This window comes from Streptomyces sp. NPDC031121 (assembly GCF_055570615.1).
Genome location: NZ_JBVIGV010000017.1, coordinates 58,314 through 80,986 on the forward strand (window position 1 = coordinate 58,314; position 22,673 = coordinate 80,986).

A 22,673-nucleotide genomic window follows, 5' to 3' on the forward strand; every position below is an offset into this window, starting at 1 on the left:
CGGCGGGCCAGCTCCCGCGCAGATCCCAGATCGGCGCCGGCCCCCACCGGTGACCGGGCCGTCGGCCGCACCGATGACCGGGCCGTCGGCCGTGCGCCGCCCCGCCGTCACCGGGCTCCGTGGGAACCCCCTCCGAGCAACCACGGCTCGCACTAGTCTTTGCCGGGATGTCCGCCGGGGAGGGGAGCCGTCAGCCGTGCAGTCTCTGCAGGACCAGGATCCGGACCGGGTCGCCGACTACCGGCTCATCGGCAGACTGGGCGCAGGCGGGATGGGCGTGGTCTACCTGGCCCGGTCGCCGCGCGGCCGGATGGTGGCGGTGAAGACCATCCGCGCCGAACTGGCCGCGAGCCCGGACTTTCGCCGCCGATTCGCCAAGGAGACCGCCGTGGCGCGGCAGGTCGGCGGGGAGTGGACGGCTGCCGTCCTGGACGCCGACCCGGACGCGGCGCTGCCCTGGGTGGCCACGGCGTACGTCGCCGGCCCGACCCTGTACCAGGTGGTGACGGAGCAGCACGGTCCCCTGCCTGAGCGTTCCGTACGCGGTTTGGCCTCCGGGTTGTGCCGCGCTTTGGGGGACATCCACGAGGCCGGGATCGTCCACCGCGACCTGAAACCGTCGAACGTCATGGTGACCATCGACGGGCCGAAGGTGATCGACTTCGGGATCGCCCGCGCCGCGGACGCCTCCACCACGGGCGGCCTGACCTCCACGGGCGTCGTCGTCGGCTCGCCGGGCTTCATGTCGCCGGAGCAGATCAGGGGCGAGAGGCTGACGGAGGCCAGCGACATCTTCTCGCTGGGCGCTGTCCTGACCTTCGCAGCCGCCGGCCGGCTGCCTTTCGAGGCCACCGAGGGCCAGTTGCACGCCCTGATGTACCGGGTGGTGAACGAGCCCCCGGACCTCACCGGCGTACCGGAGCCGTTCCTCGGGCTGATCAAGGACTGCCTCGCCAAGGATCCCGCCGCCCGCCCGACCCTCTCCGAGCTGCGGGACAGGGAGGAGACGCAGTACCGCTCCCTCGGCCCGTGGCTGCCGCCGGAAGTGCTGGCCCGACTGGGCCAGAAAGCGGTGCAGCTCCTCGACCAGGAGGATCCGCGCACCCGGATGGCGCCAAGAGCCGAGGCGTCGGCTCCGGCAGCAGCGGCGGCGGAAGCCGTGACTGTCTCCGGAGGGCCGCACAGGCCGCCCACCGCACCGCTCACCGTGTCACCCTCCGACGCCGCCTCCCGCACCGCCGACGGGGAAGGCCGGACGGTGGTACCCAGGCCGCGACTGGCCGACGAGCGCCGCCGCGCGCGGGGCCACGAGACTCCGGCCGACGGATACCGGGCCGCCGTCTACTGGCTCCTCACCCTCGTCGCCCTGACCTCCGCGCTCACCGTCGCCCAGCAGCTGTACGTCGCCTCGGGACAGGGTCTGCTGTACCGGAAGCCTCTGCCGGACGGGGACGGCATCTGGGACCTGACGGAGTGGGACGTCCTCTCGTTCTCCCTCCTCTGGTACACCCAGCTCTGCTTCGGCAGCGCGCTGGTGCTGGCCTGGCTCGTCTGGTTCGGCCGCGTCCGCGCCACCGCCGAGAAGTTCACGCCCGGTCGACTGCGGTACCACCCCTCGATGGCGGTGATCGGCTGGTTCATCCCCGTCGCGAACCTCTTCCTTCCCAAGCAGATCGCCAACGATGTCTGGCACGCCTCCAGCCCCGGCCACGACCCCGCACCCGCCCATGCGCTGAACGCCTGGTGGGCGCTGTGGCTGCCGACCTTCCTCGCCTGGCCCTTCGTTTTCTGGACCCCTTGGACGGCGCTCCTCAAGGAGCACTCCGAGTACTCGTTCTCGCACGGCGGCAACGTGTACGCCTACGACTTCCTGCCGGAGACCTGGGTCAACCTCGTCCTGCACGCCCTCGCCGTGCCGGCGGCAGGCGCCGCCGCGCTCTTCGTCCGCCGGCTGACGGCGATGCAGGCGGGTCGCCCCGACAGGTGACGGCACGCCGCTCGCCACCCGCATCGAGATGTCCGCCGGCGCGCTGCGGATCGAGGTCGACGGCGTCGGGGTGCTGCCCCTGCCGTTGCGCGCGCCGGTCACCAAGAAGCTGATCGCGCAGGCCCGGCAGGCCCGCTTCGGCCGCGGTGAGCAGACCCTGGCCGACACCAGCGTGCGCGATACCTGGGAGATCACCCCGGACCGGATGACCCTGGGCGGCCCCGACTGGGACCGCACCCTGAGCGGCGTCCTCGACGGCGTCCGTACCGCGCTCGGTCTGCCGCCCAGCACCGTCCTGCGGGCCGAACCGCACGCGCTGCTCGTCTACGGCAAGGGCCAGTTCTTCCTGCCGCACCAGGACTCCGAGAAGGACGACTCCATGGTGGGCACTGTGGTGGTCTCCCTGCCCTCGCACCACACCGGCGGTGAACTCGTCGTCTCGCACGCCGGCCGGAGCGTCGTCCACCAGGCGTCCCGGGAGAAGCTGACCTTCGCTGCCTTCTACGCGGACTGCCTGCACGAGGTAAAGCCCGTCAAGTCCGGCTACCGCGTCACCCTCACCATGAACCTCCTCGCCGAACGCGCCCGCCCGGCCGCCGACCTGGCCCGCTGCCTGACCGAACACTTCACCGAGCCGGCCGAAGAGCGCTACGCCTACGGCCGCCGGAAAACGGCGCCCCCGAACCGCCTCGTGTACCTCCTCGACCACGAGTACACCCAGCGTGGCCTGGACTGGGACCGCCTCAAGGGTGCCGACGCCACACGTGCCACCCGGCTCCGCCAGGCCGCCCGGCAGGCAGGCTGCGAGGACGAGGAGTGCGAGGGCGAGTGCCTCCTCGACCTCGACGGGGAGCCCGGGGCCGAGCGCCGCCGCAGTGGCGACTTCTCCGACTGCGAGCTGGGCGACCTGATCGACGACGAGACCACCCTCGGCTGGTGGACCCGCCCCGACGGCGCCGACGGTGAGCAGATCTCCCTGCCCGTCTCCTACGCCGAGGTGTGCGCCACCACCGAGAACAAGGACCTCACGCCCTACCAGTCCCAGTACGAGGGCTACATGGGCAACTACGGCAACACCCTGGACCGCTGGTACCGGCGGGCCGCAGTGGTGCTCTGGCCCCGGCAACGCTCGTTCGCGGCACGCGCCGAGGCCGGCTCCGAGGGAGCCCTGCGAGAACTCCAGGGCCACCTGGACACCGGGGAGTCGGAGCTGGCGCGTACGCTCGCCCGGTCGCTCGCCCCGATCTGGAAGCACCGCGGTTCGGGCGAAGCGGCCGCTCCACTCTTCACTGCCGCCCTGCACGTCGCGGTGGGACTGGACGAAGCGGACACCGCCACGATGCTCCTTGCGCCCTTCGGGGTGGAGGCCCTGGGCCAGCGACACGCCCCCGATCTCGCGCAAGCGGCCGCACGGTACGGGCGGGCGTGGTCGCGCGGGGCCGTCGGCAGCTGGTTCGGCCCGGTCGCCGCGTACACCGGGGCGGATCGCGCAGCATGGCTCGAGTCTCTGCCCGGCCTCTGTGCCGCGCTGCGGACCGCCGACGGTGACGGAGACGCGGTGGCGGCACCACTGGTGGAGGCCGTGTGGCAAGCGGCCGAGCAGCAGCTCACCGGCTGGCTCGACGTAGGCCGCGAGGCGGAGCGCCGCGCGGGCATGGAACGGCTGGGAGCTCACTTGGCCCGCATCCTGCAGGCGTGCGACCTGAAAACCGCCGACACGATCGTCACCGCGCTGCGCGGCCTGCCGGACACCGCCCTGGAATGCCTGCTCCCGGCCCTGCGCACCGCGGCCCACCGACCGACGGCCATACGGGACGGGGCACCCGCGGCCCGCGCCTTCCAGACGCTCGCCGACCACTGCGAGGCCCGGCTCACCGCGGCCGTCACCCGCCCCGTACGCGCGGCGGACGACTGGTCGCTCACCCCGGCCGGTACCTGCCGGTCCGGCTGCGCCCTCTGCCCCGACCTCGACGCCTTCCTCACCTCGCGCACCCGTCGGGTCATGGATTGGCCGCTCGCGAAGGACCGGGGCCGCCACATCCACAGCCGTATCGATCTGGCCGACCTGCCCGTGTCCCACACCACCCGGCGGCAGGGACGCCCCTACACCCTGGTCCTGACCAAGACGAACGCGGTGTTCACCCGTGAGCAAGCGGCCCGCATCCGCGCCGAGACCGACCTGGCGTGGCTGCGGGAGAAATGGCCCCGGCCCCGCGGCTGAAAGGGGACAGACCAGCCCCGCGGCTCGCGCGCCTGGAACCGGCAGCCCGCACCCGGGACGCGGATGCCGCGTCCCGGCCGGCCGCGCACCGCCACCTGCCGTTACCGCGCGGCCGCGCAATGGCTACTGCGCGTCGTTCTCCCGGTACTTCTGGGGACTACGGCTGCACCACGTGTGCATGATCGGCGGGCTGCCCGTGCTGTTCGCGCTGGCCGGTGCCAAGGCCGACGGGCGCGAGACGTTGCGCGACATGCTCGACACCGCGCCGGACGTGACGGCCTCCCACTCCCGGCAGACGATCACCGGTGACAGGAACTACTACGGCCGCGAGATCGAGCGGGACCTGACCGAGTGTGAGCTGGTGCTGTTACGGTCGAACCGCAAGGAAGAAGCCGGGCGGGCCCGCACCCCCGCCGCTTGTCAGCAGCTGGACCGTCTGGAACGGCACGAGGTGTTCGGCGGCGCCCTGCCACTGCCGGGCCCCACGGAGGCAGCCCGCCCGAACATCTCCGTGTCAATCTGGCGCACCCTCGCTCACTCACCGCGTTCACGCCTGCGAGTCCTCCTTCAGCCTCCACATCGTCTGGACCCGCCTCGACCGCGTCGACTTCACCCCCGCCGCCCGTCTCGACCCGACCGCCGACCACCTGGTTGGCGATGTGACCGGCCGCTACGAGCCCCGCGAATCGTTCGCCTTCGTCCTTGCGGGGTCGTGAGGCGGCTGAAGCCGGGCCCCGGCGTCCGGCAGAGAGTCAGGGCACGAGGCTGTCGAGGTCGATGTCGAGGGGGATGGGGACGGAGACCTTCAACCGGTTGCGGTGGATGCCGGTGGCCACGTAGCTGCTGGTCATGACGTCGAGTTCGTAGGTGTGGACGGTGGGGGCGCCGGCCTCGTCCTCGACGCGCCAGAAGTGGGGGATCCTGGCCTGTGCGTACTTGAAGGGCTTCAGGGACCGGTCGCGGTCCGCCGACTCCTCCGAGACGACCTCGATGACCAGGGCGACGTCCTCGGGCGCGTACCAGGTCCGGTCGGGGTCGTAGGAGGCGGTGGTGAGCAGGATGTCGGGCTCGGGGCGGCTCTTCTTGTCGAGCCGGACGGTCATCTCTCGCTCGGCGTCGAACCCGTCGGGGGCGGCCTGGCGCAGGGCGAAGGTCAGGTTCTCCACCAGCCGGGCGTGCCAGGACCGCTGCGGCGACATCATGAAGATCAGGGCTCCGTCGATGAGTTCGGTGTGCCGCGGTGCCTCGGCGAGGTGGTCGAGGTCATCGGCTTCCCAGCCGCTGATCCTGGGCGGGATCATCCAGTCGGGGAGTTCGGCGGGCACGGCTTCCTCCAGGCGCCTCGAAGAGGTCAGGGGCCTTCATCCCGGATCGCGGACGCGGGCCCGACGCGGGTGTCAGCGTAGTCGAGCGACCGGACCGCCCGGAGCAGATATGACAGGCTCTGCGGGCACAGTTCCCCGACCGGCCGGGAGATGCACGTGGTCCACGAGACCGTCTACCAGGCGCTCTATGCCCAGGGCCGGGGGCCAGCTGCGGCGTGAGCCCACCAGCCCCCCGCGTTCCGGGCGCGCCCACCGCAGGCCACTGCCGTCGGTCGCGGTTCACCACCCCCATGGTGACGATCAGCGAACGGCCCGCCGAGGCCGAGGACCGGGCCGTGCCCGGCCACTGGGAGGGCGATCTCATCATCGGCGAGGACGGCGAGTCCGCGATCGGCACCCTGGTCGAACGCGCCACCCGCTACGTGATACTCCTGCGACCCGGCCAGCCCCTGGCAGCGCGGCTCGAACGAGAACACGAACGGCCTGCTGCGCCAGTACTTCCCCAAAGGCACCGACCTGTCCCACCACAGCCCCGAACACCTTGTCCCCGTCGCCGGCCAGCTCAACCGCCGCCCACGCAAAACGCTCGGCTGGGAAACCCCAGCCGAGCGTCTGACTGCAACAGGTGCCAGGAAATGCTGGACAGCGCTACCTGTGAGGCCCTGGTTCAGCCGCCGGACTCGCCTGCGTGCGGGCTGAGGACATCGGTCCCGACCAGCACGAACAGCAGGATGCCCAGCAGGATCCGGTAGATCACGAACGGCATGAAGGACTTCGTTGTGATGAACTTCATGAACCACGCGATCACCGCGTAGCCGACGAGGAAGGCCACGACCGTGGCGAAGATCGTCTGGCCCCAGGCGACGTGACCCTCGCCCAAGGCCTCCAGCTCCATGCCGCCCGAGGCGAGCACGGCGGGGATCGCGAGCAGGAAGGAGTAGCGGGCCGCCGCCTCGCGCGTGTAGCCCATCAGCAGGCCGCCGGAGATCGTCGCGCCGGACCGGGAGACGCCCGGCACCAGCGCCATCGCCTGGCACACGCCGAAGATCAGGCCGTCCCGGACGCCCAGCTCCCGCAGCGTCTTGCGCTCGCGCACCGCCCGGTGCCGGCCGCCCTCCTCGTCACGGGCCGCGAGCCGGTCGGCGATGCCGAGGACAACACCCATCACGATCAGGGTGGTCGCCGTCAGCCGCAGGTCGCGGAACGGGCCCTCGATCTGGTCCTTGAGGGTGAGCCCGAGCACGCCGATCGGAATCGAGCCCACGATGACGAGCCAGCCCATCACGGCGTCCTGCTCCGAGCGCAGCGACTTGGTGTAGAGGGACCGGAACCACGTGGAGACGATCTTCGCGATGTCCTTGCGGAAGTAGATCAGCACCGCGGCCTCGGTGCCGATCTGCGTGATCGCCGTGAACGCCGCCCCCGGGTCCTCCCATCCGGCGAACGCGGCGGTCAGCCGGAGGTGGGCGCTGGAGGAGATCGGCAGGAACTCCGTCAACCCTTGGACGAGACCGAGGATTAGGGATTCGAACCAGGTCATGTCGGCGTCGCTCGTCCTTGTATTCGTCGTGCTCGTCGGACAGTTCGGTCAGATGCTAGTGCTGCTGCCCGGGAAGGTTTCCCGGTCACCGCATCAGGCCCCGGAGACGCCTGCTCCCACCACGGGAGCCTGCGCCGGGACGGGCTCCTCGGCCGGCCGCCCGGCGGGGGCCGCCAGGCGCCGCCGCCCCCGCCACCCGACGACCGCCGCGGCCGCCACGGAGACGGCGATGAACGCGAACGAGAGCAGGAAGGCGGGGGAGTCGGGGCTGTCCGCGCTGGCGCCCGCGATCACGTATGCGGCCGTGTTGGGCACCACGCCGAGGGCGGTCGCGGACAGGAAGGGCAGCCAGCCGCAGCGCGACATCGCCGCGCAGTAGTTGGCGGCCGCGAACGGCAGGCCGGGGAAGATGCGCACCGCGAGCACCGACCGGAAGCCGTGGCGGGCCAACTGGTCGTCGGCCGCCCGCAGCCAGCGGCCGCGCATCAGCGGGCGCAGCGCGTCCCTCCCCAGAACCCGGCCCATGCCGAAGGAGATCCCGGCGCCGATCACCGAGCCGGCCACCGCCGCGGGCAGCCCGAGCGGGACGCCGAAGAGCGCGCCGGCGGCGAGGTTCAGCAGGGGCCGCGGCACCAGCGCCGCCGTGCCGAGCCCGTACGCGACCGCGAACAGCACCGCGGCGGCGCCCACCGGGAGGCCCGGCGGCCAGCCCTGCGACAGCAGGCGCTGCGGCTCGTAGACCAGCACGCAGCCCCCGGCCGCGGCGAGCAGCACCACGAGCAGGGACAGCCGCGTCCACGGCGCGAGGAGGAGGGACATCCGGCGAGACTAACCGAGGCAGGCGGCGCCCCGCCGTAATCCGGGTCTCATGCGGAGGAACACCCGGTGACCGCGAGGTGGCCGCCGGGTGTTGCGCCGCAGGAGACCCCTCCGCCGACAGGCCGCGGTGACGGGGAAATCCGTTCGACGGGGGCGCCCGCCGTCCGGCAGGATCGCGGCATGTCCCGGTCCGCCTTCACCGCAGCGCCGCCCGCAGTCGCGGACGCGTCGAAGGCCGCCCTCCCGCCCCTCGGCGCGAAGACCGCCGTGATCGACGGCGCACGAAGCTGACCCTTCCCGGACAGTCCGGCGGACCCCGCAGGGGGAGGGTCGGCCCGCCCAGGGGTCCCGTCCCGGCCGCGGCCGGCGGCGAGAAGAGCGAACGACCCGGGAAGAGACACCATGGCCAAGACGGCCTTCGTACGCACCAAGCCGCACCTCAACATCGGCACCATGGGCCACGTCGGCCACGGCAAGACCACCCTGACCGCCGCCATCACCAAGGTCCTCGCCCGGCGCGGCGGAGCCTCCTTCGTGCCCCCCGACCGCATCGACCGCGCCCCCGAGGAGGCCCGGCGCGGCATCACCATCGACCTCGCACACGTCGAGTACGAGACCGACACCCGCCACTACGCCCACACCGACATGCCCGGCCACGCCGACTACGTCAAGAACATGGCCGCCGGCGCCGCCCGGCTCGACGGCGCGATCCTCGTCGTCTCCGCCCGCGACGGCGTCATGCCGCAGACCGCCGAGCACGTCCTCCTCGCCCGGCAGCTCGGCGTCGACCACGTCGTCGTCGCCCTGAGCAAGGCCGACGCCGCCGCCCCGGAGCTCGCCGACCGCGTCGAGCCGGAGGTGCGCGAGCTGCTCACCGCCCACGGCTACGGCGGCGACACGGCACCCGTCGTACGGGTCTCCGCGCTCCGGGCGCTGGAGGGCGACCCGAGGTGGACCGCGGCCGTCGAGGCGCTGCTCGACGCGGTCGACACCTACGTGCCGGTGCCCGTGCGGTCCACGGACGCGCCCTTCCTGCTGCCCGTGGCGAACGTGCTCACCGTCACGGGCCGCGGGACGGTCGTCACCGGCGTCGTGGAGCGCGGCCGGATCCGCCCCGGAGACCGGGTCGCCGTGCTCGGCGGCGACGGCCGGCCCGTCGAGACCGTCGTCACCGGCCTGGAGGCCTTCGGCAGGCCGATGGAGTCCGCCGAGGCCGGCGACACCGCGGCCCTGCTGCTGCGCGGGGTGCCGCGCGCGGCGGTGCGCCGCGGCCACGTGGTGGCCGCGCCCGGGAGCGTGGAGCCGCGGCGGCGCTTCACCGCGCGGGTGTACGTGCTGTCCGCGCGCGAGGGCGGCCGGCGGACCCCGTGGGCGACGGGGTACCGGCCGCAGTTCCACATCCGGACCGCGGACGTCGTCGGCGCCGTGGACCTGGGCGGGGCCGCGGCCGCCCACCCCGGGCAGACGGCCGCCATGGCCGTCGAGCTCGGGCGGGGCCTGCCGCTGGCGCCGGGCCTGGGCTTCGCCGTCCGCGAGGGCGGGCGGACCGTCGGCGCGGGCACGGTCGCCACCGTGCTCGACTGACGGACCCCGCCGCGCCGGCGGTGCGCGGGGTGCGCCAGACTGCCTGACCGACGGCACGGACGAGGCGAAGGGGCGGGCGATGAGCGGCACGGACGGCACGGGCGGAGGCACGGCACTGGTGCTGGGCGGCGGCGGCCTCACCGGCGTGGGCTGGGAGTGCGGGGTGCTGTACGGCCTCGCCGAGGCGGGCGTGGACCTCGCCCGGGCCGACCTCGTCGTCGGAACCTCGGCGGGCTCCCTCGTCGGCGCCCAGCTCGCCTCCGGGCTGCTCACCCCGCGGGAGCTGTACGAGCGCCAGCTCGCCGACCCGGCCGGCGAGACCGCCGCCAGGGTCGGCGCCGGCCTCCTCGCCCGGTACGCCGCCGCGATGCTGCGCTCTCGCGACGCGGCGGCCTACCGGCGCCGCATCGGAGCCATGGCGCTGGCCGCCGACACCGGAGGGGAGGCGGCGCGCCGCCGCGTGTTCGAGGAGCGGCTCGCCTCGCACGAGTGGCCCGAGCGGCGCCGGCTCGTCGTCACCGCCGTCGACGCCCTGACCGGCGAGCCGGCCGCCTTCGACCGGGACGGCGAAGCCGGGCTGGTCGACGCCGTCGCGGCCAGCTGCGCCGTGCCCGGCGTCTGGCCGCCCGTGACGGTGGGAAAGCGACGCTTCGTCGACGGCGGGATCCGCTCCGCGGTCAACGCCGACCTGGCCGCCGGGCACGAACGGGTCGTCATCCTCGCCCCGCTCACCCTCGGCTCCCGACTGGTCCCCTCGCCTGCCTCGCAGGCCGAACGGCTGCGGCGGGACGGCGCCCGCGTCCTGCTGGTCACCCCGTCGGCCGCGGCCCGCCGGGCCATCGGGCGGAACGTCCTCGATCCGGCCCGTCGCGCCCCGGCCGCCCGGGCGGGGTACGCCCAGGCCGCCGAGCACGCGGCCGAGGCCGCCGCGGTGTGGAACCCCTGACCGCCGGCGCGGACGGGCGGCGGCAGGCGCCGGGCGTACCGGCCGGCCGCCTGCCGGACAATGGTGCGGTGAGCGACGAGCAGATCCCGGTGGTCCGGGCCGTGGGGCAGGGCACCGCCAAGCTGATGCCGGACGTCGACCGGGACCGGGCGTGGCTGCTGACCGTCGACGGCGCCCCCCAGTCGTACGTCGACCTCGACGACCCGGAGCACCTGGAGTTCGAGTACGCCCGCCGCATCGCGCACGTCCTGGACTGCGCCGCGGAGCCGGGCCGCCCGCTGGACCTGGTGCACCTCGGCGGCGGCGCCCTGACGCTGCCGCGCTACGCGGCGGCCACCCGCCCCGGATCCCGGCAGTGCGTCGTGGAGTTCGACGCCGGGCTGGCCGCGCTGGTGGCGGAGCACCTGCCGCTGCCCGCCGGATCAGGCGTGACGGTGTACGTCGACGACGCGCGGGCGTGGCTGGACGCGGCGCCCGCGGACAGCGCGGACGTCCTCGTCGCGGACGTGTTCGGCGGCTCGCGGGTGCCGGCGCAGTTGACGTCCGTCGAGTACGCGCGCGGGGCGGCGCGGGTCCTGCGGCCCGGCGGGGTGTACGCGGCGAACCTGGCGGACGGGGCGCCGTTCGACTTCCTCCGCGGCCAGCTGGCCAACTTCCGCGCCGCGTTCGACCGGGTGGCGCTGATCGCCGAGCCGGGCGTCCTGCGCGGCCGCCGGTTCGGCAACGCCGTCCTGCTCGCCTCCGACCGGGAACTCCCCCTCGCCGCGCTGGCCCGGCGGTGCGCCGCCGACGCCTTCCCCGCACGCGTGGAGGACGGGCCCGCGCTGGAGCGGTTCGTACGCGGCGCCCTGCCGGTCGCCGACGCGGACGCCGTCGCCTCGCCCGAACCGCCCGACGGGGCGTTCGGCATCGGCTGAGCGCGGCCCGCCCCGAGGCCGGTCAGCGCGCGGCGGCCGCGCTGCCCAGACCCCCGTCGCGCACCCCGTCCGGCTGCGGGGCCGCCTCCGGAGCGGGGGCGGGCAGCGAGCCCGCCTTCGGGCGCGAGGGCCGGCGCGTCATCCGGCGGACGTCGGGCACCGCGAGGACCGCGGCGGTGACCGCCACGACCAGGACGGCGCAGCCCCACAGCGCGTTCGTACGGCCGAAGGCCGCCTCCGCGGGCCCTGCCAGGGCCGTCGCCAGCGGCAGCATCGACACCGAGCCGAACCAGTCGTACGCGGAGACCCGGGAGAACTTGTCCTCCGGGATCTCCTGGTGCATCGTCGCCATCCAGTTCACGCCGAAGACCTCGATGGCCGCGCCGCTGACGAACATCACCGCGCACAGGCCCCACACGGGCAGCGGCACGGCGAGCCCGGCCGACGGCAGCGCCAGCGGGAACACGCACAGGGTGCCCACCAGCAGCAGCCGGCGCGGCTTCCACACCATCATCAGGACGGCGCCGGCGAGGGTGCCGACCCCGAACAGGGCGAGCGCCAGACCCCAGGGGGCGGGGCCGCCCAGCTGGTCGCGGGCCACGAGCGGCCCGTACACGGCCTCCGCCGCACCGACGACGGCAACGACCACGGAGAACTGGAGCACGATGCTCCACAGCCAGGGCCGGGTCCGGAACTCCACCCAGCCCTCGCGCAGGTCGGCCAGCAGGCCGCCGCCGGGGGCCCGTTCGGCGACGCGGCCGACGTCGAGGGCGGCGCGCAGGGCGCCGGCGAGCGCGAATGCGGCCGCGTCGACGGCGAGGACCCAGCCGGGGCCCATAGCGGCGATCATCGCCCCGCCCAGGGCGGCCCCGCCGATGCCGGCGCCGTTCATCGCCATCCGGAAGAGGGCGAAGGCGCGGTTCGCGTGCTCGCCGGAGACACTCGACAGCAGCATGCCCTCGGCGGCCGGGTTGAAAAAGGCCGTGCCGGTGCCGCAGAGCGCGGTGAGCAGCATCATCTGCCACAGCTGCGGCGTCCCCGCGAGCACGAGGACGGCGAAGGCGGCCTGCGAGGCGCAGTTGAGGGCGTTGGCCGCCACCATCACGCGGTGGCGCGGCAGCCGGTCGGCGACGGCGCCGCCGATCAGCAGGAACAGCACCAGGGGCACGGTGCGGGCCGCCGCAACCAGGCCGACGTCGCCCCCGGAGCCCCCCGCCTCCAGGACGGCGAACGCCGAGGCGATGAGCGCCCCGTGGCTGCCGAGGTTGGTGATGACGGCCGCGCCCGTCAGCAGCGTGTAGTTGCGGCCGGCCCAGGCGGGCCTGCGGCGCCGCGGGACCGGCGCGGACGGGGCGGGAGGGGTGGCGGGAGAACTCACCCTGGGACTATCCACGCCCCGGGCCGGGATGCCAAACGGATATCCCGCCCGGGACGGACGCCGCGCCCGGGCCCGCCAGGGCGCCCGCGGCCGGCGCCGGCCGGATCGGCCCGGATCAGCCCACGGTTCCGGTGCCGTGCAGGCGGACCGAGCTGAGGACCTTGTCCATCGTCTCCTGCGGGACCTCGCCCTCGACGCCGACGGAGGTGAAGAGGATCCAGCTGGAGAAGTCGCCGTTCGCGGTCTTGAAGCTGAACGCGACGGACTTGCCGTCGCGGGAGCACTTGTTCTCCTTGGGCACGCCGAGCGCTGTCGCGGTCGCCATGTGGCCCTTGAGGCCCGAGGACGTCGTGTACTCCTTGGGGTCGGAGACCTTCACCGTCCCCTTCGGGGCCTTCTGCGCGAACGCGGCGAACGCCCAGTTGCCGGCCTCGTTGCGGACGGCCTCCGCGGTGTCCTTGGCGCCCTGGCCGCCCTTGGTGCCGCTGCCGGCCAGCTCGGTCTTCTCCTCGCGGCCGTCCTTGTCTGAGTCGATCTTGCACCAGTCCTCCTTGAGGAAGGCCGGCGCGGAGAAGCTGATGATCGGCTTGCCGTCGTTCTTCACCTCGTCGGTGAAGCTGGCGATGACGCCGGGGTTCGCGACGTTCCACTCCGGCGGCACGTCGAAGGCGGTGCCGTACTTGGGGTTGACCACGACCTTCCAGCCCGGGATCACCGGCTGGGCGTCGCCGCCGCCGCGCGGGTTCGCACCCGTCGGTGCCGGCTCGCTCGAGGCCGGGGCGGGGGCCGAGGAGGAGGCTGCGGGCTTTCCGTCCGCCTCGTTGCTCGTCCCGTCGTCCCGGGTGAGGACGAACGCCCCCGTCGCGGCCGCCGCGACGACCACCGCGGATGCGGCGACGATCGCGACGGTCTTGGTGGAGAGGCCGCCGCCCCCGCCGCTCGGCGGTGCCGGAACGGCCTGCTGGGGCTGCGTCCACGGCTGTGCCGGCTGGCCGGGCTGGCCCGGCGCCTGGTATCCCGCCTGCGGGTATCCGTATCCGGGCTGCTGCTGATACGGGTTCGGCTGCTGTCCCGGCGGCTGCTGGTACGGGTTCTGTTGCGCGTCCTGAGGGTTGGGCTGTCCCCCGGGCGGCTGCTGCTGTCCTGGCCACATGGCCGACAACCATAGTGGGAGGCACCGTCACCGGGAACGGCCGCCCCCGGCAAGAGGTCTGGTCAAGCGGGTCTACTCGCGGGTAACATCGCGGCCCATGAGCGCAGACCAGATGAACGTGGGCGAACTGCTCGCCGCGACCGTGCCCATGGCCAAGACCCTGAACCTCCAGTTCCTGGAGACCACCCCGGAGCGCGCGGTCGTCCGGCTGCCGGACCAGCCCGACTACCACAACCACGTGGGCGGCCCGCACGCCGGCGCCATGTTCACACTGGCCGAGTCCGCCAGCGGCGCCATCGTGCTCGCCGCCTTCGGCGACCAGCTCTCGCGCGCCGTGCCCCTCGCGGTGAAGGCCGAGATCGCCTACAAGAAGCTGGCCAAGGGCGTCGTCACCGCCACCGCGACGCTGGGCCGCCCGGCCGCCGAGGTCGTCGCCGAACTCGACGCCGGAGGCCGCCCCGAATTCCCCGTCGCCGTCGCCATCCAGCGCGAGGACGAGGCCGTGACCGGGGAGATGACCGTCGTGTGGACCCTGCGCCCCAACGCATGACCACACCTCCCAGGGGGAATGAGTGGGGCCGCGCCTGCCGGGCGCGGCCCCACTCGCGTCTCCCGGGCCCCGCACCCGCCCGGCCGCCGGAGCCCGCCCGTGCCCCGGCTGCGGCGCCGCGGACACCGACGACAGGGGAGCCCCCATGGCAGGCAGAGCCAAGATCGACATCAGTCTCGATGCGGAACTCGTGGTCGAGGTGATGGTCCTCGCCGGGGTCGCCTCACCGCAGGACGCGGTCGAGGCCGTCGTACGCGACTACATCGCCCGCGGACACCGCACCGAGGCGCGCGTCCAGGTGCACGACGAGCCCCGGTGCACCCCCGACCCCCTCGTGCAGCCGCCGCAGGGCTGAAACTCCGCCCCGCACCTGCGCGTCCCGCCCGGCCCGCGGCCCGTACGGCGCCACAGTGGCCCCGGGAGCGGTCCGGCGCGGGCCGCTCCCGCCGACCGGAGCCGCAGGGAGCACCATGAGCGAGGCCGTGTCATGAGCGGGGCCCCCTCCCGGCGTTCGGCGCTGCGGCTCCTCGGCGCCCTCGGCGCGGCGGGCGCGGCGGCATTCGGCGCGGGAGGCTGCGGAGCCCCGCTGCCGCCCGGCGCCACCGTCCGTACGGCCGCCCGTACCGCCCCCGCCCCGGCGGCGGGCGCAGGCACCGGGGCGGGGGCCGGGCGGCCGGGCAGCGCCGCCCGGGTCGAGGCGCTGCTGGAGCGGCTCACGCTGGAGGAGAAGACCGCCCTCCTGCACGGCGCCCCCGACCCCGCCACGCGTGGACCGGCCGGCCACCTGCCGGGCGTACCGCGCCTGGGCATCCCGCCGCTGCGGTTCGCCGAGGGACCCGCCGGGGTGCGGGCGGCCGGGCCGGCCACCGCCCTGCCCGCGCCCGTCGTCCTGGCCTCCGCCTTCGACCCGGCGCTCGCCCGCGAGTACGGCCGCACCCTCGGCCGCGAGGGCCGCGCCCTCGGCCGGGACGTCCTGCTCGCCCCCACCGCCCACCTCATCCGCAGCCCCTTCGCCGGCCGGAACGCCGAGGCCTTCTCCGAGGACCCGCGGCTGACCGCCGACCTGGTCGCCGAAATGGTCCGCGGCATCCAGGACGAGGGCCTCGTCGCCGCCGTCGGGCGCTTCGCCCCCGCCACCCGCGAGCAGGGCCGGCACACCGCCGACGCCGTCGCCGGCGAACGCACCCTGCACGAGAGCGCGCTGCGCGGCTTCGAAGCGGCCGCCGCCGCCGGGGCCGGCGCCGTCGTGGCCGCACCGCACAAGGTCAACGGCACCCGCGCCTGCGAGAGCAGGGCACTCCTGGAGGACGTCCTGCGCGGCCGCTGGGGCTTCGGCGGCTGGGTGCTCTCCCACCGGGACGCCTCCCACGGCACCGTCGCCGCCATCGGCGCCGGCCTCGACATGGAGATGCCCGACGGGACCCGCTTCGGAGCCCCGCTGGTGGAGGCCGTCCGCGCCGGCACCGTCGCCGAGGCCTCCGTCGACCGGGCGGTGCGGCGGATCCTGACCGTCATGGACCGGTTCGGCCACCTCGACGGCCGTCCCGCCGCACGGCCCGCCCGCGACGCCGCGGCCGGGGCGCGGTTCGCGCGCCGGGTCGCCACAGCGGGCGCCGTCCTGCTCCGCAACGAGCACGGCACCCTGCCGCTGTCCGGAGCCGCGGCCCGCTCCCTCGCCGTCATCGGGCCCACCGTGCGGATGCCGTCCGCCGGCGGGGGAGGCAGCCCCCACGGGGCAGCGTCCCCGCTCACCGCACTCACCCGGCGCGCCGGCCACGGGGCCTCGGTGGTCCACGCCGTCGGCGAGGACGTCCACGGCCGGCCGCTCCCCGCGGGCCTGCTGGCCCCGCCCGCCGCGCTCGACGACCGATGGGTCGCCGCCGGGCACACCTGGAGCCACGAGGGCCGCTTCACGCTCGCCGAGGACGACGAATGGACCGTCCTCGTCCACTACTCGGGCGAGCGGCCGACCGTCCGCCTCGACGGCGAGGAACTCTTCCCGCTCCGGCAGGGCGCCGCCGAGCACGACGCGGGCGGGCTGCCGGCCACCGCGCCCGACGGGCTCGCCCTCCGCCGCCGCACCGTCGCCCTGCGGGCGGGCGGGCACCGGCTGTCCGTCACCGCCCGGGGCGGCGCCCGCGGGCAGCGCTTCCGGCTGCGCCACACCACGGGCGCGACACGGGCCGCCGACGTCGCCGAGGCGGTGCGCCTCGCGAAGTCCGCCCGCGGCGTCGTCCTGTTCGCCCACGAGGACACCGCCGAGGGCGCGGACCGCACCTCGCTGGGCCTGCCCGGCGGACAGGCCGCCCTCATCGAGGCGGTCGCCGCGGCGAACCCGCGCACCGCGGTCGTCCTGAACACGCCCTCGGCCACGGCCATGCCGTGGCTGGCCCGCACCGGCGCGGTCCTCCAGATGTACCACCCGGGCCAGGAGGGCGCGGAGGCCGCCGCGGCCGTCCTCTTCGGCGACACCGACCCCGGCGGGCGGCTCACCCAGACCTTCCCGGCCGACGGACGCCGGATCCCGGCGGCCGGGGACCCGCAGCGCCCCGCGACCGGCGGGCGGGAGGAGCACACGGAGGGCGTCCACACCGGCCACCGCTGGTACGACGCGCAGCGGGTGGCGCCGCTGTTCCCCTTCGGGCACGGGCTGTCGTACACCTCCTGGGAGTACGCGGACCTCGCGGTCCGGCCCGAGGGCGGCGGGCTGCGCGTGGAGTTCACCGTCCGCAACACCGGCCGCCGCACGGGCACCGACGTGGCCCAGGTGTACGTCGGCCCCTCGCCCCGGCTCGCGCTCGACCAGCCGGTGCGCACCCTGGCCGGCTACCGGCGCCTCACCCTCGGGCCGGGGCAGTCCGAGCGGGTCGCCGTCGCCGTGGACGAGCGGGCCCTGTCCTGCTGGGATCCGGAGAAGCACGGGTGGGTCCTCGGGACCGGCCGGCGGGAGGTCTTCGCGGGCCGCTCCTCGCGCGACCTGCCGCTGCGGGCGAGGGCGGCCGTCCGGAGCGGATAGGCTGCCCGTTCGGCGCGTCACCGGGGACGCGCCGGTACGCAAACGGGAGGACGCACCGGTGCACATCCAGGAATGGCTGGAGCAGATTCCGGCGGTGGCCATCTATCTCCTGGTCGGGGTGGTCATCGGGCTGGAGAGCCTCGGCATCCCGCTGCCGGGGGAGATCATCCTCGTCAGCTCGGCGCTGCTCGCCTCACAGCACGGGGAGATCGACCCGCTGGTGCTGGGCATCTGCGCCACCACCGGAGCGATCGTCGGCGACTCGATCGGCTACGCGATCGGCCGCCGCGGAGGCAAGCCGCTGCTGGAACGGCTCGGGAAGCGGTTCCCGAAGCACTTCGGGCCCGCGCAGGTCGCCATGGCGGAGCGCTCGTTCCAGAAGTGGGGCATGTGGGCCGTCTTCTTCGGCCGGTTCGTGGCCCTGCTGCGGATCTTCGCCGGGCCGCTGGCCGGCGTGCTGCACATGCCGTACTGGAAGTTCCTGATCGCCAACGTCTTCGGCGGCATCCTGTGGGCGGGCGGCACCACGGCCGTCGTCTACTACGTCGGCATCGTCGCCGAGGCGTGGCTGAAGCGGTTCTCCTGGCTGGGCCTCGTGCTCGCGGTGCTGGTCGGCCTCACCTCGATGATCGTCATCAGGCGGCGCGCCGCGAAGGCGGCCGCCCAGGCTCCGGCGCCGGAGGCTTCGGGGGAGCCCGCGCAGCCCGAGCCGGCGGCCGCCGGCCGCTGACGCCGGCCGCGGCGGAGCAGGCGGGCCGTCCGCGCCCGCCGGCTCCGCCGGGGATCACGCGCCCGGGGCGACGGAGGCGCGGTGCTGCTGCGCCAGCTCGCGGTACATCGCCGCGTTGAGCCGGATGCCCTCGCGCTCCTCGGCGGTCAGCTCCCGCCGCACCTTGGCGGGGACACCCGCGACGAGCGAGCCAGGCGGGACCACCATGCCCTGCGGTACGAGCGCCTGCGCGGCGACCAGCGAGCCGGCGCCGATGACCGCGCCGTTCAGGACGGTCGCGCCCATGCCGATCAGGCAGTCGTCCTCGACGGTGCAGCCGTGGACGACCGCGTTGTGGCCGATGGACACGCGCTCGCCGACGGTGACGGGGAACCCGGGATCCACGTGCAGCGTGCAGTTGTCCTGCACGTTGCTGTCGGCGCCGAGGACGATCGGCCCGCAGTCGGCGCGCAGCACCGCCGAGTACCAGATGCTCGCGCCCGGCCCGAGCACGACATCGCCGACCACGACGGAGGTCGGCGCCGTGAAGGCGCCGGGGTCGATCTGCGGGCTCTTGCCCCCGACGCCCGCGACGAGTGCCCCGCCCGGGGTGTGGTCCGCGTGTTCCGCCATGTTCTCTTCCTCAGTCCTGGGTGGTACGGCCGCCCGCGGGCGGCGCGCCCGGTGGATCCGACGTGTCGCGCCAGGGGCACCGTAGGCCATGCCCGCCGTCCGGCCGGCGATGGGGTGAAGATCACGGCGCGGCCGGGGCCCCGGGCACGCTACGGTGACCCGGTGCCGAAGAACCAGAACACGTTCTCATCGCTGACCGCCCTGCGCCGCCGCCTCGCCGGCCGCGCGGCGCACGCCGCCTGGCGCTGGATGCAGCAGGCAGGCGCCGTCACCGCGCAGACCCCGGGACGGCTCCGCTTCGGGGCGATCGGGCACGGCACGCGGCTCGCGTTCCCCCAGGGCACCGTCTTCGGAGAGCCGTGGATCCGGCTGGGGGACCACTGCATCGTCGCCGAACAGGTCACCCTCACCGCCGGGATGCTGCCCGGCCTCGACCTGGGCGCGGAGCCCGTCCTCGTCATCGGCGACGGCGTGGTGCTCGGCCGCGACAGCCACGTCATAGCCGACAGCCGCATCACCATCGGGAACGACACGTTCTGCGGGCCCGGCGTGTACATCACCTCCACGAACCACAGCTACGACGACCCGAACGAGCCGGTCGGCCGGCAGTGGCCGCGCAGCGCGCCCGTCGAGATCGGGCCCGGCTGCTGGCTCGGCACCGGCGCGGTGGTCCTGCCCGGCGCCAAGCTGGGCAGGAACGTCGTCGTCGCCGCCGGCTCGGTGGTCCGCGGTGAGGTGCCCGACCACGCGGTCGTCGCGGGGGCCCCCGCCCGCATCGTCCGCCGGTGGACCGAGGAGGCGGGCTGGCAGCCACCGCTGCGCACACCGGCCCCGGTGCCGATCCCCGACGGCGTCACCCCCGGCCAGCTCCGCGCGCTCGCCGAGCTGGCCGAGGCCGAGCAGCGCACGGCCGAGGCCGCCGCCGGCGAGCCGGCCGCGGGGTGAGCAGCACTATCCGGCGGCCAGGAGAACCGTTCCTGCGAGGGCGAGGCCGGCGCCGGCCGCCTGGACCGCGCGCAGCCGCTCCCGGAGCACGGCGTACGCGGCGAGCGCCGTGACCACCGGGTACAGCGAGGAGAGCACGGCGGCGACGGTGACCGGGCCGTTCTGGGCGGCCACGGAGTACGTGCCGTTGGCGGCGACGTCGGCGAGCCCGACGAAGGCGAGCGCGGGCAGCAGCCGCCACAGCGTCCGCGGCCCGGTGCCCTCCGGGAGCGCGGGGGAGCCGCGCCGCACCTGCACCCACAGGGCCGCGCCGCCGGCGGCCACGTTCACGACGCGCTGCACGAACAGGGCGAGGAACAGGCCGGCGACGTTCGTCGACGCGTGCGAGATCAGGGCCATCACGGCGCCGAACCCGAAGGCCGCGACCAGGGTCAGCACCACCGCCCGGCGCTGCACCGGCGCGCCGCGCAGCTCGGGGCCGCCCGCGAGTACGATGCCGACGACGGCGATGGCGATCCCGGCGAACTGGCCCGCCCCCGGCTCCTCGCCCAGCGCCAGCCCGACGCCGACCGGGACGACCACGCCGAGCGAGCCGAGTGGCGAGACCACGCCCATCGGACCGAGGGCGAGAGCCTTGTAGAAGCTGAGCATCGCGACCGGCCCCACCAGGCCGGCGGCGACCGCGAACCACAGCTGCGGCCCGGCCTCCCGCCAGGCGGCGGTCCCCAGGACGACCGCGCCGAGGGCCAGCACGGCGAGGACCTGCGACGCGACGACCACCGTCAGCGCCGGCAGCCGACGGGTGAGCAGCCCGCCCCCGAAGTCGGCGAGTCCCCACAGCACGGCTGTGGCCAAGGCGAAGAGGGCGGTCATGGGCGGGGCCTCGCAGTACAGTGCGGTGAACGCGGAGTGCAGCGTCTGATACGCCGCACGATAGTTCATCCTGTTGGACTGCGGCATCCAGGATATTGGACGGAACGTGTCGGATCTCGAACAGCTCACCCACGCCCTCGCCCGCAACCTCCGGTACTGGCGCGGCGAGCGGGGCTTCACCCTGGAGGCGCTGGCCGCCCGCGCGGGGGTCAGCCGCGGCATGATCATCCAGATCGAGCAGGCCCGTACGAACCCCAGCGTCGGCACCACGGTCAAGCTCGCCGACGCCCTCGGGGTCAGCATCACCACCCTCCTGGACCGGGACCGCACCCCCCAGGTGCACGTGGTGCTCCCGGGGCAGGGCGTACGCATGTGGTCCACTGAGGCGGGCAGCCGCGCCAGCATGCTCCTCGGCGACGACCGGCGCGGACCGGTCGAGATGTGGAGCTACCGCCTGGAGCCCGGCGAGGCCGCCGACTCCGACCCGCACCCGGCCGGAACCTTCGAGATGCTCCACGTCACCGCGGGCGAGCTGAGCCTCGTCGTCGCCGACGAGCGGTACGCGGTGCCCGCGGGCGGCGCCGTCTCCTTCGAGGCCAACGCCCCCCACTCCTACCGCAACGAGGGCGGCGTACCCGTGGAGATGACCCTCGCCGTCTCGATCCCGCCCGTCGCCGGGCCATGACGGCCGGGCCGGGCTACGCCCGCAGCGCCGATCTCGATCGCGGGGCACCGGTCCATGACCATGTCCAGCCCCGCCGCGCGGGTGCGGGCGAACGCCGCCTCGTCCACCACGCCCAACTGGAACCACACGGCGTCCGCGCCCGCGGCGACGGCCTCGTCCGCGACCCGACCCGCCAGGGAGCTGTTGACGAACACGTCCACCACGTCGACCTTGAACGGGATCTCCGCGAGCGAGGCGTACCCCTGCTCGCCGTGCACGGTCTCGGCCTTCGGGTGCACGGGCACCACCCGCTTGCCGAACCGCCGCAGCTCCCGCGCCACCCCGTAGGCGGCCCGGCCGGTGTTGTTGGACAGGCCCACCACGGCCCAGGTGTCGCCGAGCTCGGTGAGGATCCTGCGGATGGTTGTCGGGTCGCCGTACACGGATGCGCCTCCTGTGCGATGCCTGCCGGTCACGGCCGCCGACGGGCCGCACCCGCACAACGGCCGGGAGGCCCGCCCGATTCCCCGCGCCACCGGCGCGGGGACGCAGGGCCGGCCGGCGGTGCCCCGGGTGGTGGCCTCGGACCGCCTCCGGGCACGGCTTAGGGTGGAGCGGTGAAGTCAGACCAGTACGCGACGGTGGCCCGCGAGGGCGTGCACGAGAGCGAGATCAACCGCTCGCGCTTCCTGTGCTCGCTCGCCCCCGCGGCGACCGAGCGGGAGGCGCAGGACTTCGTCGCCCGCATCCGCCGCGAGCACCCCGCCGCCACGCACAACTGCTACGCGTACGTCATCGGCGCCGACGCCGCCGTCCAGAAGGCCAGCGACGACGGCGAGCCCGGCGGCACCGCCGGCGTCCCGATGCTCCAGATGCTGATGCGTCGCGACATCCGGTACGCGGTCGCCGTCGTCACCCGCTACTACGGCGGCGTCAAGCTCGGCGCCGGCGGGCTCATCCGGGCCTACGGCGGGGTCGTCGGGGAGGCCCTCGACGAGCTCGGCACCGTCACCCGCCGCCGCTACCGGCTGGCCACCGTCACCGTCGACCACCAGCGCGCCGGCAAGACCCAGAACGACCTGCGCTCCACCGGGCGGACCGTCGTCGGGCTGCGCTACGGCGCCGCCGTCGAGATCGAGGTCGCCCTGCCCGAGGCGGACCTGCCCGCCTTCGAGGCCTGGCTCGCCGACACCACCGCCGGCACGGCCGTGCTCACCCTCGGCGGGGAGACGTACGCCGCCTGACACCGGGCCCGCGGACCCCGCGAGGGCGGTTCGCCCCGATTGAGACGTTCGTCTCACCGCCCTGCCCGACCACCCCCGAACGGCGGTCCGGGCCGCGGGCGAGGCGTTAGCGTAGGGGGGCCCATCGGAGGGGTCCATCCGGCGGGTTCATCGGCAGCGGGCGACCAGG

19 protein-coding genes and 3 pseudogenes are annotated in these 22,673 nt (G+C 74.7%); 14 read left to right on the plus strand and 8 right to left on the minus strand.

The annotated features are described in order from the left end of the window. Positions 1–196: 196 nt before the first annotated feature. From ACZ462_RS27870 to ACZ462_RS27880, 3 genes and pseudogenes are all read left to right on the plus strand, one after another. Complete coding sequence (locus tag ACZ462_RS27870; protein ID WP_467805241.1) at positions 197–1,987, plus strand: protein kinase domain-containing protein; 1,791 nt, start codon at positions 197–199, stop codon at positions 1,985–1,987. Positions 1,988–2,015: 28 nt separating this feature from the next. Then, complete coding sequence (locus ACZ462_RS27875) at positions 2,016–4,208, plus strand: 2OG-Fe(II) oxygenase (protein WP_467805242.1); 2,193 nt, start codon at positions 2,016–2,018, stop codon at positions 4,206–4,208. A gap of 118 nt (positions 4,209–4,326) precedes the next feature. Next, positions 4,327–4,611: pseudogene (locus ACZ462_RS27880) on the plus strand (IS982 family transposase); the annotation flags it as partial. Between the two features lie 349 nt (positions 4,612–4,960). Here ACZ462_RS27880 and ACZ462_RS27885 read toward each other — a convergent pair. Next, positions 4,961–5,533 (minus strand): Uma2 family endonuclease, encoded by a 573-nt coding sequence (locus ACZ462_RS27885; RefSeq protein ID WP_467805243.1) that lies wholly within the window; start codon positions 5,531–5,533, stop codon positions 4,961–4,963. A 135-nt stretch (positions 5,534–5,668) separates the two neighbouring features. Between ACZ462_RS27885 and ACZ462_RS27890 the strand changes: the two are divergent. Further along, a pseudogene (locus tag ACZ462_RS27890) lies at positions 5,669–6,232 on the plus strand (IS30 family transposase); the annotation flags it as partial. Here the strand turns inward: ACZ462_RS27890 and ACZ462_RS27895 are convergent. Both ACZ462_RS27895 and ACZ462_RS27900 read right to left on the minus strand, forming a co-directional pair. Then, positions 6,201–7,073, minus strand: a complete 873-nt coding sequence (locus ACZ462_RS27895) for an undecaprenyl-diphosphate phosphatase (RefSeq protein WP_467805244.1) — start codon at positions 7,071–7,073, stop codon at positions 6,201–6,203. The pseudogene ACZ462_RS27890 and the gene ACZ462_RS27895 overlap by 32 nt on opposite strands. Before the next feature lie 93 nt (positions 7,074–7,166). Continuing rightward, positions 7,167–7,892: a TVP38/TMEM64 family protein gene (locus ACZ462_RS27900; protein ID WP_467805245.1), complete on the minus strand. Its 726-nt coding sequence runs from the start codon at positions 7,890–7,892 to the stop codon at positions 7,167–7,169. Between the two features lie 402 nt (positions 7,893–8,294). Between ACZ462_RS27900 and ACZ462_RS27905 the strand changes: the two genes are divergently transcribed. The 3 genes from ACZ462_RS27905 (at position 8,295) to ACZ462_RS27915 (ending at position 11,339) form a co-directional block, all read left to right on the plus strand. Next, a complete protein-coding gene (locus ACZ462_RS27905) occupies positions 8,295–9,476 on the plus strand; it encodes an elongation factor Tu (protein ID WP_467805246.1) in 1,182 nt (393 codons plus the stop codon). 79 nt (positions 9,477–9,555) lie between these two features. Then, positions 9,556–10,422: a patatin-like phospholipase family protein gene (locus ACZ462_RS27910; protein WP_467805247.1), complete on the plus strand. Its 867-nt coding sequence runs from the start codon at positions 9,556–9,558 to the stop codon at positions 10,420–10,422. A gap of 125 nt (positions 10,423–10,547) precedes the next feature. Beyond that, a complete protein-coding gene (locus tag ACZ462_RS27915; RefSeq protein WP_467805363.1) occupies positions 10,548–11,339 on the plus strand; it encodes a spermidine synthase in 792 nt (263 codons plus the stop codon). Positions 11,340–11,361: 22 nt separating this feature from the next. Here the strand turns inward: ACZ462_RS27915 and ACZ462_RS27920 are convergent, their stop codons facing one another. Then, positions 11,362–12,717 (minus strand): MFS transporter, encoded by a 1,356-nt coding sequence (locus ACZ462_RS27920; RefSeq protein ID WP_467805249.1) that lies wholly within the window; start codon positions 12,715–12,717, stop codon positions 11,362–11,364. A gap of 115 nt (positions 12,718–12,832) precedes the next feature. Next, on the minus strand, positions 12,833–13,870 hold the full coding sequence (locus ACZ462_RS27925) for a DUF8017 domain-containing protein (RefSeq protein ID WP_467805250.1): 1,038 nt from the start codon (positions 13,868–13,870) through the stop codon (positions 12,833–12,835). Between the two features lie 97 nt (positions 13,871–13,967). Between ACZ462_RS27925 and ACZ462_RS27930 the strand changes: the two genes are divergently transcribed. The 4 genes from ACZ462_RS27930 (at position 13,968) to ACZ462_RS27945 (ending at position 18,166) form a co-directional block, all read left to right on the plus strand. Then, entirely contained in the window at positions 13,968–14,420 is a 453-nt protein-coding gene (locus tag ACZ462_RS27930; RefSeq protein WP_467805251.1) for a DUF4442 domain-containing protein, read from the plus strand. Between the two features lie 145 nt (positions 14,421–14,565). Then, a complete protein-coding gene (locus tag ACZ462_RS27935; protein WP_467805252.1) occupies positions 14,566–14,775 on the plus strand; it encodes a type II toxin-antitoxin system VapB family antitoxin in 210 nt (69 codons plus the stop codon). A 132-nt stretch (positions 14,776–14,907) separates the two neighbouring features. Then, a complete protein-coding gene (locus ACZ462_RS27940; protein WP_467805254.1) occupies positions 14,908–17,436 on the plus strand; it encodes a beta-glucosidase in 2,529 nt (842 codons plus the stop codon). A 58-nt stretch (positions 17,437–17,494) separates the two neighbouring features. Continuing rightward, entirely contained in the window at positions 17,495–18,166 is a 672-nt protein-coding gene (locus tag ACZ462_RS27945) for a DedA family protein (RefSeq protein ID WP_467805255.1), read from the plus strand. Between the two features lie 54 nt (positions 18,167–18,220). On the opposite strand, the gene ACZ462_RS27950 is transcribed toward ACZ462_RS27945, so the two are convergent. Continuing rightward, the gene (locus tag ACZ462_RS27950) at positions 18,221–18,778 is read right to left on the minus strand and encodes a gamma carbonic anhydrase family protein (protein WP_467805256.1); all 558 of its coding nucleotides are present in this window, start codon (positions 18,776–18,778) and stop codon (positions 18,221–18,223) included. A gap of 162 nt (positions 18,779–18,940) precedes the next feature. Here ACZ462_RS27950 and ACZ462_RS27955 point away from each other — a divergent pair, with 162 nt between their 5' ends. Next, the gene (locus ACZ462_RS27955) at positions 18,941–19,723 is read left to right on the plus strand and encodes an acyltransferase (RefSeq protein ID WP_467805257.1); all 783 of its coding nucleotides are present in this window, start codon (positions 18,941–18,943) and stop codon (positions 19,721–19,723) included. Positions 19,724–19,729: 6 nt separating this feature from the next. Here the strand turns inward: ACZ462_RS27955 and ACZ462_RS27960 are convergent, their stop codons facing one another. Beyond that, a complete protein-coding gene (locus tag ACZ462_RS27960) occupies positions 19,730–20,596 on the minus strand; it encodes an EamA family transporter (protein WP_467805365.1) in 867 nt (288 codons plus the stop codon). Positions 20,597–20,702: 106 nt separating this feature from the next. Between ACZ462_RS27960 and ACZ462_RS27965 the strand changes: the two genes are divergently transcribed. After that, entirely contained in the window at positions 20,703–21,281 is a 579-nt protein-coding gene (locus ACZ462_RS27965) for a helix-turn-helix domain-containing protein (RefSeq protein ID WP_467805258.1), read from the plus strand. A gap of 17 nt (positions 21,282–21,298) precedes the next feature. On the opposite strand, the pseudogene ACZ462_RS27970 reads toward ACZ462_RS27965, so the two are convergent. Beyond that, positions 21,299–21,703: pseudogene (locus ACZ462_RS27970) on the minus strand (CoA-binding protein); the annotation flags it as partial. 174 nt (positions 21,704–21,877) lie between these two features. Between ACZ462_RS27970 and ACZ462_RS27975 the strand changes: the two are divergent. After that, the gene (locus tag ACZ462_RS27975) at positions 21,878–22,504 is read left to right on the plus strand and encodes a YigZ family protein (protein WP_467805260.1); all 627 of its coding nucleotides are present in this window, start codon (positions 21,878–21,880) and stop codon (positions 22,502–22,504) included. The last annotated feature ends 169 nt before the right edge of the window (positions 22,505–22,673 follow it).